Consider the following 13984-nt stretch of genomic DNA (forward strand, 5'->3'; position numbering starts at 1 on the left):
TGTGAGATAAATTTAAAGGGATCCATAGCGTCTTTTACGCTGCTGATAGCTATCGATAGCCTCCAGTAAGTGCAGAAGTGAAAAATCAGGCCATAAAATTTCAGTAAACCATAGTTCGCTGTACGCCAGCTGCCAGAGAAGAAAATTACTAATGCGCAGTTCACCGCTGGTTCTGATCAGCAAATCGGGATCTGGCATACCAGCCGTGTAGAGATAAGAAGAAAATACTTTTTCATTGATTTCCCCTTTAATTTTTCCATTAAGTTTTTCCGAGATTAAATTGTTCACGGCCATCAGTATTTCAGATCGAGCGCCGTAATTAAGGGCAAAATTAAGAATCATACCAGTATTGTTTATTGTTTTTTCGACACCGTTACTGACTGCTTTTTGAACCTTTCCGGGCAATCCGGATTTATCACCAACAAGCTGCACCTTTACATTGTTACGCATTAATTCCGGCAGCTCTTTTTCAAAATATTTTTCAGGCAGGCTCATCAGGTAATTTACTTCCCATGCTGGCCTTCTCCAGTTTTCTGTTGAAAAAGCAAAAAGTGTGAGGATTTTAACTCCAAGGTTGCTGCAATTTTTTACGGTTTCACGGACTGTTTCCACACCCTGCCTGTGCCCTTCCCGGCGTGGGAGACCTTTTTCAACAGCCCAACGCCCGTTGCCATCCATTATAATTGCTACATGCTTTGGGACATTTTTAAAATCTATTATTTTTTTCAGTTCTTCAATTCGTTTTTCATTATCCATGCGTTCACCATGTAATTAAAGAGGCTCTCCCTTCCCAATCAAGAGAGAGCCGCCTCTTGTATAGTCAACTATTACAACCCGGCTCAGTCATTCTGGTGGGCCATGTTGTATTTTTAAACTTCCATCATTTCTTTCTCTTTGAATTCAAGGATTCCGTCAATATCTTCTATTTTTTTGTCAGTAAGTTCCTGTACTTTATCCTGACCTTTTCTTCTTTCATCCTCAGTAATTTCACTGTTTTTTTCGAGCTGTTTAATGCCGTCATTAGCATCACGCCTGATATTACGTATACCAACCTTACTCTCTTCCGCTTTCTTTCGCACGAATCTGACCAGTTCTATCCTGCGCTCTTCAGTAAGCTGTGGAATGGCCAGCCTGATTACATTGCCGTCATTGGTAGGAGTTAACCCAAGGTCTGATTTAAGAATTGCCTTTTCAATATCAGCAAGAGCCTGTTTATCCCATGGTTGAATCACCAGTAAACGTGATTCCGGTGCAGATATACCGGCCAACTGGTTCAGTGGAGTAGCAGTTCCATAATACTCTACTTCTATTTTATCCAACAGGGAAGGAGTAGCTCTTCCTGCCCGCAAAGTAGATAACTCCCTTTGAAAAGCAGCAATGACCTTATCCATTCTCTCTTCTGTGTCTTTATAGATTTGCTCCAGCATAAATCACCCACCCTTAATCAACGTGCCGATTTTTTCACCCATGATTACTTTTTTTATATTGCCCAGGTTCAAACCGAATACAATAAGCTTTATTTTATTATCCATACACAGTGAGGCGGCTGTTGAATCCATTACGCCAAGGCCCCGGTTAATAACTTCAATATAATTTAACTCTGTAAAGCGTTCTGCATTTGGATTTATAAGCGGATCATCGCTGTAAACAGCATCAACCTTACCTTTTGCCAGCAATATAACTTCGGCTTCTATTTCAGCCGCTCGTAAAGCAGCTGTTGTATCGGTTGAAAAGTAGGGGTTGCCGGTGCCTCCGGCAAAAATAACTACCCTTCCTTTTTCCAGGTGACGCAATGCCCGTCGGCGGATATATGGTTCTGCAACCTGCTGCATTTCGAGCGCAGTTTGCACCCTGGTGTCAACTTCATGACGTTCCAACGCATCCTGCAAAGCCAGGGCATTAATAACGGTAGCCAACATGCCCATGTAATCCGCTGTCGCCCGATCCATGCCTTTCTGTCCGGCCTGGGCTCCACGCCAGATATTTCCACCGCCAACAACAATCGCTACTTCAACTTTGCAATCTATAACTTCTTTGATCTGTAATGCAATGCTTTCAATTACATCCTGGTCAATACCAAAACCCTGTTCCCCGGCCAGTGCTTCTCCACTTAGCTTCAGTACAACACGGTTGTATGCAGGTTTTTCCAACGATGCACCTCCCGTTTCTTTTTTAATTCGACAAAAAGCAGATACAACCTTCAAGTAGTGTAACTTTTTTCTGCCTATAAAAGTTTAAAAAAAAGAACACTTTTCAGTGTCCTTTTCTTGAATTTCTCTTAGCAGCCGCCCGAATTATCGGATTCGACCCCTTCGCCTACTTCAAATCGGCTGAACCGCCTGATCACTATATTTTCACCGATCTTGGCTATCAAACCGGAGAGAAGTTCGCTGATCGTTATATCTTCATCTTTTACGAAGTTCTGTTCAAGCAGGCAGTTCTCCCGGTAGTATTTATCAAGACGTCCTTCAACTATTTTTTCGATAACTTTTTCCGGTTTACCCTCGTTCAGGGCTTGAGCTTTAATAATTTGTCTTTCTTTATCAAGGATATCTTCGGGAACATCTTCCTTGGTCAGGTATGTCGGGTTGGTAGCTGTTACCTGCAGGCATAGGTTGCGGACAAATTCTCGAAATTCGTCGTTCCGGGCTACGAAATCAGTTTCACAATTAACCTCAACTATAACACCGATCTTTCCCCCGAGATGAATGTATGAATCCACAATCCCCTGATTTGCTGCACGGCCTGCTCTCTTTGCCGCTGCGGCAAGTCCTTTTTCCCTGAGGAGATCAACTGCTTTCTCTTCATTTCCTTTAGCTTCCTGCAGAGCTTTCTTACAATCCATCATACCGGCTCCGGTTTTTTCACGTAACGCCTTTACTATTTTAGCATCGATATGCATCTATGTACACTCCTTCATTAATCCTGTAAATAAATAACTCAGCCACTTCTTGTTTATTAACTATCTTCCTCTGCACTGTCGCTGCTTTCTTCAGCAGTAACTTCCTCCGCTTCTTCTGCAACTGCTTCTATAACTTTTTCCGCTTCTTCTGCCGGAACTTCTTTTTCAGCTTTTGAACTTATTTCTTCAGCCGTTTCTTCTACAACTGTTTCCTCTTTTTCTTCAGCTACCTCTTCAGGAATATCCGGAATATCGGGAGCTTCACTGATCTGTTTTCCTTCCAGAACAGCATCGGCCATAACAGAGGTGATCAGTTTCACCGCCCTTATCGCATCATCATTCCCCGGAATCAGGTAATCGATTTCATCGGGATCACAGTTTGTATCAACAATTGCAATAACAGGAATATCAAGCTTTCTCGCTTCAGCAACTGCAATTTTTTCCTTGCGAGGGTCGACAATGTAAATCGCATCGGGAAGACCTTTCATTTCACGAATCCCGCTCAGAAACTTCATCAGTTTCTCTTTTTCATTACGCAGGTTAAGGACTTCCTTCTTGGTCAGCCGTTCAAATGTACCGTCAACTTCCATGTTCTCCAATTGCAGCATCCGGTCTATTCTTTTGCGGATAGTCCCGAAATTCGTTAACATACCGCCTAACCAGCGGTGGTTAACATAGTGCGTTCCGCATCTTTCAGCCTCGGTACGGATCGATTCCTGCGCCTGTTTTTTTGTGCCGACAAAAATAATGCTGCCGCCTTCGGCAACAAGGTCACGCACAAAATTATAGGTTGTATCCATCATTTTTACAGTTTTCTGCAGGTCGATAATGTAGATACCGTTACGTTCGGTGAAGATGTATGGTTTCATCTTCGGATTCCAGCGGCGGGTTTGATGTCCGAAATGAACACCCGCTTCCAAAAGCTGTTTCATACTTACCTTAGCCAAACTAACTCCTCCTTTTGTTTTTACCGCCACCCGGGTTATCGCCTTCAACCGAGCTATTCGCCAACCGATTGCCGACTGGCCGGGTGTGAGTATTATAAATTTACCACGGGTAGTATAGCATAGTTCTTCCCTGATGGCAATCTAAAAACCTATGAACTTTGTTGCAAATAACTAAAGTATATTATAGAATCAAACATGCACATCGACAAGGCTTAACCGGCCGCAAATTTCCCGGAGGAAGATATGGCTGTTATTAAACCTTTTAGAGGAATCAGGTATGATCCAAACACTATAACGGATATCAGCTCGGTGATAACACCGCCATACGATGTAATTGATACTGCCGAGCAAGAACGGCTCCACCGCAAAAGTGAATTCAACATTATACATCTTGAATACGGTATCTCAAAAGCCAGTGATACGGAAAAAGATAACCGTTACACACGGGCGGCTGAAACCATTAACCGTTGGCTGGAACAAAATGTTCTCGTCTACGACCCTAAACCCTTTTTCTATCTGTATGAACAATCATTCTCCCACGAAGGTAAAAATTATCATCGGACAGGCCTCGTCGCCACCTTGAAATTAGAGCCATATAGCAAGAGGGTAATCCTGCCGCATGAGCTTACCATGACAGGCCCGAAACAAGATCGTCTTGAACTGCTGCGCAGTACCCGGACCAACATCAGTCCCATCTTCACTCTCTTTCCTGATCCTGAAGCCAAAATTAAAACGTTATCTCTACATAAGTCTGAGGCTCCGATAGTGGAAGCAGTTGAAGAAAACGGACAAACTCATCGCCTCTGGCTTCTAAAGGATCATGCTTTCCAGGTTGAGCTTGCTGAATACCTTGCCTCGCAGCAGCTTTTAATTGCCGATGGCCATCACCGGTACGAAACTGCCCTGAAATATTTTGAAAGTGCCGGCAGCAACCCTATTCCCGGTTCCGCATATATCATGACAATGATGGTCAGTATGAAAGATTCAGGATTGCTCATGCTTCCTACGCACCGTCTACTCGATTCCTTAACGGAAGAAGAATTTAATCGCCTCAATTCGACCGTGAATGAACAATTTAAAGTCATCGATTTCGGTCCGACAGTTGAACTGAATAAAACACTTTATCTCAAAGAACTGAATAATATAAGCCGCCTCAACAGAGGCTTTGGTTGGATTACCCGTGAACAGGCTTTTGTACTATTCCCCAAATCTTCCCAGGCAAACCGGGAACTACCCGTTTCGCTTCTACACGACCAGCTGCTTAAGCCATTTCATAAAACGGCAAGAACCGAAGATCCTGCTGAAGACAGGTTGCATTACACTCATAATTTTGATTCCGCAGTTAATGCTTTATTATCAGGAAAGTCTCATTCAGCCTTTATTCTTGATACCATACCTGTTGAAGATGTTTTCGAGCGCGCCCGACAGGGCCTGGTCATGCCTCAGAAGTCTACCTACTTTTATCCCAAACTGCCCAGCGGGCTGGTCCTCTACCGCTTTAATTCCTGATTCTATTTATGAGCTATACTTGCTACTTATACATTTACTTATACTTTTTAATTTTCGCTAAGCAGACCCTGACATTGTTCGCTCCGGGGTTTTGCACTGCTTATCCACTTATACGGATGCTTTAAACCTTGGCTCACGTAAGCTCGCTGCAGGCTTACAGCATCCGCATTATTGCATGCTTGCTCTGGTTTTAAGCAAACGAACCAACCTGAAGCAGGATAAGCAAACCCTGATACTGTAAGCGACATTAGCATGAGCGGTTAGAATTACCGGTGAGTCGAAATAAAGTTGTCAGGGGACACATAACCTTCGGTCAATATGTCCCCATACGTATTATGCCTCTCCGGAATGATTAATACTGCTTCAGCTTTCCGGAGAGGCAGACCGAGGCCGGAGACTTAAGTGTCGACTGTTGAGGCTGCCCGCTGAAGCTTGAAGGCGAACCGGCATTAATTCTCCGCGAAATGATCCGGAGCGAACTGTATCAGGGTCTTCTTAAACTATAAAACTATAAAGTATTTGGGGACTTCTTAAGATCGAACTGTCCGGATGGGAAATGATCAGCAAAAATTCTTTAGTTTAAATATCCCAGTAGCGCTTCTGAATTTCTAGTATTTCCTGCAGGCGCTGCAGGACAAAACGGTTTGGTTCAAGGCCTGGGCTCTGCTCGCCTATTGGTAGACCCCAGTTACCCAATGCATTTAGAACCTGGACTACTGCACCCGCTTGTCCGGTGAGGTGATAGCCTCCCTCAAGGCAAAGGACTAACTTTCCACCGCAGTGGTGTTCAGCAGCATCTGATAAAGCCAGAGCCATATTATAATAACCCTGATATGTAAGGCCCATTCCTGCCAGGGGATCATAGCGGTATGCATCCTGACCGGCAGAAATCAAGATAATCTCCGGCTCAAAACGGCCTATAACCGGGATGATCAGATGGTCAAAAAAGAGCTTATAGTCCTCATCCCCACTACCAGTTGGAAGTGGGATATTAACCGTAAATCCTTCGCCCAGATCTTTACCCACTTCTTCCATTGAACCTGTACCAGGGTATGCCGGATTCTGGTGAGTTGAAATGAATAAAACCTCGTTATCCTTTTCAAAGATATGCTGGGTACCGTTTCCGTGATGAACATCCCAATCCATGATGACAATTCTTTTTAAGCCGTAGTCACGTTTCGCAACCTCGGCAGTAATGGCTATATTGTTCATCAGGCAAAATCCCATTGCCCGACCTCTCTCGGCATGATGCCCCGGGGGGCGATTTAAAGCGAATGCCTTTCTCACGTCGCCTTCCATAACCATTCTCAGGCCGGTTAATACTCCCCCCGCAGATAAAAGGGCTATCCTGTATGATTCGGGAACTATATAAGTATCCATATCAAGGAAATTTCTGCCGGACCGGCAGACTTCATCCAGCAGTTTTATATAGTCAGGGTCGTGAACCAGGGTTACATCATCAATCTCCGCCGGGGCAGGTTCTTTTAAAACAACTCTCTCGAAGAGATTATTATCTTCAAGAGCGGCCATTATATGCTCAAGCCGCTCTTTGCGCTCCGGATGCTGGCCCTGCGTATGTATTAAGTAATCTGCATGATAGATTAGGCCTATTTTTTCTTCTTTACCGTTCATAATATCCCTCACTTCAGTCAGAATCGGTTTCCAGTGCCCTGCATAACCTGTTCCATAAAAAAGGGCTGAATTTCTTGAGCACAACAGGTTTACCATTATCACTGATAAATGCATGTTCGGTATAACCGTTTGCCAGTAATTTACCTGCCCTGCGGATATCATAGGCAAAGGTTATCCGCACATTATCAAGATTTTCAAGCCTGGTCACGATAGAAAGTTCATCGTCATAATGAGCCGGCATTTTATATTCACAGAAAGCTTTCAGGACAGGAAGATAGATATTACTCTTTTCAAACTCCAGGTAGGGCAGCTCCAGGCTTCTCATCAGTTCAGTCCGACCAACTTCAAACCATACCAGGTAGTTGGCATAATAAGCGACACCCATTTGATCTGTATCCTTGTAGCGTACCCTTACTTTTGTTTCATATTTTTTCAATTCGCTTCTTCCTTTCTCCCTACTTAGATCTCATTCATTAAATTACAAAACATTTGCCCTTCCCTTGTAGATCAGTCCTCTTACGGCATCGACAGTGATCATTTCACCATTTTGTATCGATTTTGTTGCATTTTCCACACCCACAACCGCAGGTATTCCCAGATTGATGGCCACAATTGCGCCATGTGATGTCAACCCGCCTTCTTCTGTAATCAATGCAGCAGCTTTCTCCAATGCAGGCAGATGAGTTTTACCGGTGCAGCTTGATATCAGGATCATCCCCTTTTCAAACTTCTGCAGATCTTTTTCATCTCTGACTATGAAGGCCTTACCGCTGGCAGCCGCTTTTCCCACACCCGTTCCCTTTACAATAATTTCTCCTACAGTTTCAACTCTCAACAGGTTGGTTGTGCCGGATACACCGACAGGAACCCCTGCAGTGATAATAACAAGGTTGCCATCGCTGATCAGTTTCTCCTGCAGGGCGCTCTGAATGGCATTGGTAAACATGTCATCTGTGGATGAAACCGGCGGGCAGACAATTGAATTTACTCCCCAGGTCAGAGTCAGTTGAGTTGCCACTCTCTTTCTTGAAGTTACCGCGACAATAGGAGCGGCAGGCCGATATTTCGAGACCATTCTGGCTGTCGTCCCTGATTGTGTCGCCGTTATTACCGCATCAGCTCCCAGCTCAAAGGCAATATGACAGGTGGCATAACTGATTGCATCAGTAACTGTTTTCTTGATTTTCATACTTTGTTCATCAAGGATTCGCTTGTAATTCAGGCCTTTTTCTGTATGTTCGGCAATTCTGCTCATAGTATTAACCGACTCTATGGGATATCGGCCTATTGCCGTCTCACCGGATAGCATAACCGCATCAGTTCCATCAAGAATAGCGTTGGCCACATCGCTGGCCTCTGCCCTGGTCGGCCTGGGATTACGGATCATGCTGTCAAGCATCTGGGTTGCCGTTATCACCGGTTTACCACGATTATTGCATTTACGGATAAATACTTTTTGGAGCAATGGAACCTCTTCTGTAGGAATTTCTACACCGAGATCGCCCCTGGCAACCATCACACCGTCGGCAACTTCGATTATTGAATCGTAATTATCAACACCTTCGCGGCTTTCAATTTTTGCCAGGATCATGATATTTCCGCCCTTGTTTTCCACCAGGCGTCTTATTTCCAGTATGTCGTTTGTGCTCCGCGTAAATGACGCCGCCAGAAAATCAACATCATTTTCCAACGCCCTGATTATATCGACTCGATCCTTGTCGCTGACTGCAGGTAGATTTATTCTCGTCCCGGGAGTATTCAGCCCTTTATAGCTGTGCAATTCACCACCGTTAATCACCCGGCACCTTATTTCCCGTCCTTTCACTGATACAACTTCAAGTTCGATTAATCCATCATCAATTAAAACTTTAACACCGGGTTTTAAATCGTTGTGCAGGTCGGAGTACGTAACCGATACCCTGTTTTTATCGCCAGGGACTGTTTCAGTGGTTAAAACAAACTCCTGATTATCCTCTAAAATTACCTCTTCTTCCGCCAGGCTTCCTGTTCTTACTTCCGGACCACGTGTATCAAAAAGAATACCCACATTTTTATTTAACTCTTTACTTATCTTTCTAATCAGATCGAGTTGTTGAAAATGCTCTTCGTGCTTCCCATGTGACAGGTTTAACCTGGCCACATCCATGCCGGAGCGAATTAACGATAACATTTTTTCTTCACTGTCTATACTCGGTCCGATGGTGCAGACTATTTTTGTCCGGCGCAAGTAAATTCCCCCTTTTTGCTTACAGCTCAAAATCAATTCTCTCTTGTATTATCCAATAGACCATCCTCGATACTTTCGATCTGCTCAATCACAGCCCCAGGGCCTAACAGGTTTTCAAGCCTTTCCACGCATGAAGGATGATCACGAATCCAGTATTCTTCTTTTAAAACAAGCTTTTTTTGATTGCTCTTAAAATAGAGACAAACCGGAACCTCACCATTTTCTGCGACCAATATATCTTTCAGGTGTGTTAATACTTCCTGATTATGTCCTTCGTCTATAATTAGCCTGAAATACTTCTTGTCACGGCTTAACGTATTTATCGCTTCAGCAATAATTTTTGGCTCTTCTTCCTCTTTTATATCAGTTCTTCCTTCAACGATCACCAACGTATCCTCGTCGATCAGGGCAGATTGTCTATCAAAAAGGTCGGGAAAAATCACCGTCTCCACGCTCCCTGTCAAATCCTCAAGCCTGATAAAAGCCATCTGTTTATTCTTCTTGGTGTAAAACTTTCGGACAGCCGCTATAATGCCGCCGACTCTTACATGCTTATTATCGCCCATATCTGATAGTTCCACACAGCGGGTCAGGTTAGACATATTTTCGAGAAAATGCCGGTATGGCTCCAGCGGGTGTCCGGAAATATACAATCCCAGCAGTTCCTTTTCCAGGGTCAGTCTTTCCTTGTTGCTGAATGGTTCAAGCTCCGGAAGTTTGTCCAGCAGCAGTTCTTCCCTGGTTTCTGTGTCAAGTAATGAAAACATCGACATTTGTCCGTTTTCGCGCTCTCTCTGGACAACCTGACCCTGCATTAATATGTCATCCAAAGCAGCCAGGTATTGAGCCCGGTGTCCACCGAGCGAGTCAAATGCTCCGCACTTAACCAGACTTTCCAGTACTTTGCGGTTGCAGAGTCTTAAATCAACCCTTGAACAATAATCACTCATCGATCCAAACGCTTTTTCCTTTCGGGCAGCGATGATCGATTCAATTGCTCCGAGTCCAACATTTTTCACTGCAGCCAGTCCAAATCTGATTCTTTTATCGCCTATAACAGTAAAATGTGTTTCACTTTCATTGATGTCCGGCGGAAGAACTTCTATGCCCATACGGCGGCAATCGGCTATATACAGTGCCACTTTATCACTGTTTGAATAGTAAACCGTCATCAACGCGGCCATAAATTCAACTGTATAGTTGGCCTTCAAGTACGCCGTCTGGTAAGCGATCATGGCATAAGCTGCAGCATGCGATTTGTTGAAACCGTAATCGGCAAATTTCAGAATTAAATCATATGTCTCAGCTGCCAGTTCTTTTGAATAGCCGTTTTCCTGGCAGCCGGCAATGAACAGCTGTTTCTGCTGGTTTAAAATCTCCTTTTTCTTTTTCCCGATAGCCCGGCGCAGAAGATCCGCCTGGCCAAGGGTAAAACCGGCCATCCTGGCGGCGATCTCCATAATCTGCTCCTGGTAAACGATTACTCCGTATGTTTCGTTTAGAATAGGTTCAAGTATGGGATGGGCATATTTAATCTCCTTTTTCCCGTGTTTGCTTTTGATGAATACCGGGATCTGTTCCATAGGCCCCGGCCTGTAAAGAGCAACTACAGCAATAATATCTTCAAACTTATTCGGCATCAGTTCCCTAAGGACCGAACGCATTCCACTACTTTCCAGCTGAAACGTCCCGGTAGTTTCTCCCTGTGAAAGCATTTCATATGTCCTGGCATCATCAAGCGGGATTTCTTCAATATTTACCGTTAGATTTCGCCTTTTTTTGATGTTAGCGATCGCTTCACCGATAATACTCAATGTTTTCAGGCCGAGAAAATCCATTTTCAATAGGCCCAGGTCTTCCAGGGTCATCATTGGAAACTGGGTAACAATGGCACTGTCGGTTGCCTTGTAGAGCGGCACATAGTTAACCAGGGGTTCCTTGGCTATAACCACTCCTGCGGCATGTGTGGAAGCATGACGGGGCATTCCCTCCACCGCCATCGAAGTATCTAACAGCTGACGGTATTTATCTTCTTTATACAGGATCTGCAGTTCCCTGCTCTGTTCCAGAGCTCGCTTGATCGTCATTTTCAATTCCATTGGTATAAGCTTGGCAATCCTGTCAACCTCGGCATAGGGTATAGCCAAAGCCCTGCCAACATCACGAACAGCTGCCCTGGCAGCCATGGTTCCGAAAGTGATAATCTGGGCCACCCTTTCCTGTCCGTACTTTTCACAAACATAATTCAAAATCCTGTCCCGCTTATCATCACAGAAATCTATATCGATATCTGGCATCGATATCCTTTCGGGATTCAGGAATCTTTCAAAGAGCAGTCCGTATTTAAGGGGTTCAATATTCGTTATACCCAGGCTGTAGGCCACAAGGCTGCCGGCCGCAGAACCACGACCCGGACCGACTATTACATCCTCTTTTCGTGCATATTCGATCAGATCCCAGACTATAAGAAAGTAATTGGCGTAATCCATCTGACGGATTACACTCAGTTCATATTCAAGCCGCTCGCGGATCTCCGGGGTAATCTCCTTGTACCGCTTTTTAAGCCCCTCATAGCAGAGATTTCGTAGATAATCATTAGGATCAACACCTTCAGGCAAGGCGTACTCAGGTAGGTGCCTCTGATCGAAATATTTTTCAACATTGCAGCGCTCGGCAATCAACAGGGTGTTGCTCAATGCCTCGGGGCAGTCAGAAAATCTTTCAGCCATTTCTTCTGCTGTTTTAAAATAAAAGTCCTCTGATTCAAATTTCATTCTTTCCGGCTCATCCACCGTTTTACCAGTCTGTATACAGAGTAGAACATCATGAACTTCTGCATCGTTTCGCGCAATGTAGTGGACATCGTTGGTTACCACCAACTTGATATCTTCTTCTGCTGCAATCTTCTTCAAAACATCGTTTACAATCTTCTGTTCAGGCATCCCGTGGTCATGAAGTTCAAGGTAAAAGTTGTCCTTACCAAAAAGATCACGGTAATAACAGGCAACCTCTTTTGCTTTTTCAGTCTGGCCATTTAAAATATGGGACGGTATTTCACCGGCCAGACATCCACTTAGGGCGATCAGGCCTTTTGAATGTTCCTCAAGGAGATCCCGGTCAATCCTCGGTTTGTAATAAAACCCTTCAATGAAACCAGCTGATACAAGATTCATCAGGTTTTGGTATCCTTCATTGTTTTCAGCCAGCAGAACAAGATGATACTGTGAATCATCCTGACGAACTTCTTTTTGAAAACGGGTTCGCGGTGCTACGTAAACCTCACAGCCTAAAATCGGTTTAATTCCGGCTGCTTTCGCCGCCCGGTAGAAATCGACAACACCAAACATGGTCCCGTGATCTGTAATAGCCAGAGCAGGCATTTTTAGCTCTACTGCTCGATTGACCAGCCTTTTAATTCTTGCCGCGCCATCCAGTAAACTGTATTCAGTGTGACAGTGTAAGTGAACAAAACTTGCATTAGCCAAAGTGATAACCTCTCTATTTGTTTCAGTTTTTATTTCATTGAAATTTACCATATAGAAATTACTTTCGACTTTTTGTCAGGTAGATCCTTTGAGGCAATTACTTTTTTTAATTGCATATATATGTTAAAATACCTTTGAATTGTTTTAATTCACCCTCGTTAGCGGCAACCCGTACTGCAGCCTCAATATAGAAGGAGATTAGATGTGATTAAGGATCGTGAAACCCGCCTGGCTTTGAAGATTATCTCCATCGCAGCCATATTTGTAATCCTGATCTGGGCTATCATCAAGTTGGCTCCAATAATCTCACTGATTGTTATAGCTTTTTTTATAGTTTATACGATCAATCCCCTTGTGAATTTTTTGGTAAACATTAAATTTAAGCCCTTTATGGCTGCCGTTGCCGCATCCCTGATTATATTTGTTGCTGTTGTCCTCCTCTTTTACCTGCTCATTCCCGGTTTAATAATCGAGATGAGGCAGTTGGTAATTTTTCTCACCACCGAACTGATCAGGGATGTTCCTCTTTTGGTTACCCAGTTGGAAGAAATCGACCAGCGTTTCAATCTGCAGCTTGCCAGTAGTTTCCTTGAATACTCAAATGAGTTCATGCGCCAGGTACCGGGCAACGTCCAGCAGCTCTTGCGACAGCTCACCGCACTTTCCATGGGAGTGCTTTCAAGGATCTGGGTTGTCCTGGCTCTGATCTTTTTAGTTTTCTATCTTGTTCAGGATCTGGATAAGGCAAAATACAACCTCACACTGATCTTTCCCCAGATTTACAAGGAAAACATCGTGCACCTGATGAAAACAGTCGACGAAAAAGTCGGGGCCTACATCCGTGGAACATTGATGAAGTGCGTCTTTGTCGGTCTATTGACCTGGTTCGGTTTAAGCCTGCTCGGGATGCCTTTTTCCCTTCTGTTGGGTATTCTGGCCGGAGCGTTGAATATTATTTTGTATATCGGTCCTTTTGTGGCAGCTATTCCCGCCCTTCTTTTAAGTATTATGCCCGGTACTCCGAGCATCTTACTTGTCGGACTGGTTTATATTGTCGTTCAGATCCTTGATGCCTTTGTCTTTACCCCTGTATTCCTTGGCAAAGCAACCGATTTAAGCCCACTAACTGTGATCATTATCGTCCTTATCGGAGGACAGCTTATGGGCCTGCTCGGCATTATTCTCGCCATCCCAATTACAGCCACTCTCAAGGTTCTACTCTTTCATTACTACCTGGACCGCCGCCAGGTGGAAGAAAATAATCACTCAACAGCAAAATAGC

Annotated in this window: 10 protein-coding genes and 1 pseudogene; 2 read left to right on the forward strand and 9 right to left on the reverse strand. The window is 44.1% G+C overall.

The window, feature by feature from the left end:
• Window positions 1–12 precede the first annotated feature (12 nt).
• The 5 genes and pseudogenes from SCJ97_05550 to rpsB form a co-directional block, all read right to left on the reverse strand.
• Window positions 13–756: an isoprenyl transferase gene (locus SCJ97_05550; protein ID MDW7739508.1), complete on the reverse strand. Its 744-nt coding sequence runs from the start codon at window positions 754–756 to the stop codon at window positions 13–15.
• Between the two features lie 113 nt (window positions 757–869).
• A complete protein-coding gene (frr, locus tag SCJ97_05555) occupies window positions 870–1427 on the reverse strand; it encodes a ribosome recycling factor (protein MDW7739509.1) in 558 nt (185 codons plus the stop codon).
• Window positions 1428–1430: 3 nt separating this feature from the next.
• Window positions 1431–2150: a UMP kinase gene (gene pyrH / locus SCJ97_05560; GenBank protein ID MDW7739510.1), complete on the reverse strand. Its 720-nt coding sequence runs from the start codon at window positions 2148–2150 to the stop codon at window positions 1431–1433.
• Between the two features lie 128 nt (window positions 2151–2278).
• Window positions 2279–2902 carry a translation elongation factor Ts gene (tsf, locus tag SCJ97_05565; protein ID MDW7739511.1) on the reverse strand — a complete coding sequence of 208 codons (624 nt, stop codon included), beginning with the start codon at window positions 2900–2902 and terminating at the stop codon, window positions 2279–2281.
• Between the two features lie 269 nt (window positions 2903–3171).
• Window positions 3172–3849, reverse strand: a pseudogene (gene rpsB / locus SCJ97_05570) (30S ribosomal protein S2).
• Between the two features lie 243 nt (window positions 3850–4092).
• On the opposite strand from rpsB, the gene SCJ97_05575 reads away from it, so the two are divergent.
• A complete protein-coding gene (locus SCJ97_05575) occupies window positions 4093–5358 on the forward strand; it encodes a DUF1015 domain-containing protein (protein MDW7739512.1) in 1266 nt (421 codons plus the stop codon).
• A 579-nt stretch (window positions 5359–5937) separates the two neighbouring features.
• Here the strand turns inward: SCJ97_05575 and SCJ97_05580 are convergent.
• Genes SCJ97_05580 through SCJ97_05595 form a run of 4 tightly spaced genes read right to left on the reverse strand, consistent with a single transcriptional unit; the run spans window position 5938 to window position 12702 of the window.
• Window positions 5938–6990, reverse strand: coding sequence for a histone deacetylase (locus SCJ97_05580; GenBank protein MDW7739513.1), 1053 nt, complete (start codon window positions 6988–6990; stop codon window positions 5938–5940).
• A gap of 13 nt (window positions 6991–7003) precedes the next feature.
• Window positions 7004–7426 carry a thioesterase family protein gene (locus SCJ97_05585; protein MDW7739514.1) on the reverse strand — a complete coding sequence of 141 codons (423 nt, stop codon included), beginning with the start codon at window positions 7424–7426 and terminating at the stop codon, window positions 7004–7006.
• Window positions 7427–7468: 42 nt separating this feature from the next.
• The gene (pyk, locus tag SCJ97_05590; GenBank protein ID MDW7739515.1) at window positions 7469–9217 is read right to left on the reverse strand and encodes a pyruvate kinase; all 1749 of its coding nucleotides are present in this window, start codon (window positions 9215–9217) and stop codon (window positions 7469–7471) included.
• 32 nt (window positions 9218–9249) lie between these two features.
• The gene (locus SCJ97_05595; protein MDW7739516.1) at window positions 9250–12702 is read right to left on the reverse strand and encodes a DNA polymerase III subunit alpha; all 3453 of its coding nucleotides are present in this window, start codon (window positions 12700–12702) and stop codon (window positions 9250–9252) included.
• Between the two features lie 204 nt (window positions 12703–12906).
• Between SCJ97_05595 and SCJ97_05600 the strand changes: the two genes are divergently transcribed.
• Complete coding sequence (locus SCJ97_05600; protein ID MDW7739517.1) at window positions 12907–13983, forward strand: AI-2E family transporter; 1077 nt, start codon at window positions 12907–12909, stop codon at window positions 13981–13983.
• Window position 13984: the final 1 nt, after the last annotated feature.

The sequence above is a fragment of the Bacillota bacterium genome (assembly GCA_033549065.1).
Classification (GTDB): Bacteria; Bacillota; Dethiobacteria; order DTU022; family DTU022; genus JAWSUE01.

Bases quoted from the DNA above. Each gene is read 5' to 3' on its own strand.
- SCJ97_05550 (MDW7739508.1), bottom strand. From the start codon at position 756: ATGGATAATGAAAAACGAATTGAAGAACTGAAAAAAATAATAGATTTT.
- frr (MDW7739509.1), bottom strand. From the start codon at position 1,427: ATGCTGGAGCAAATCTATAAAGACACAGAAGAGAGAATGGATAAGGTC.
- tsf (MDW7739511.1), bottom strand. From the start codon at position 2,902: ATGCATATCGATGCTAAAATAGTAAAGGCGTTACGTGAAAAAACCGGA.
- SCJ97_05575 (MDW7739512.1), top strand. From the start codon at position 4,093: ATGGCTGTTATTAAACCTTTTAGAGGAATCAGGTATGATCCAAACACT.
- SCJ97_05580 (MDW7739513.1), bottom strand. From the start codon at position 6,990: ATGAACGGTAAAGAAGAAAAAATAGGCCTAATCTATCATGCAGATTAC.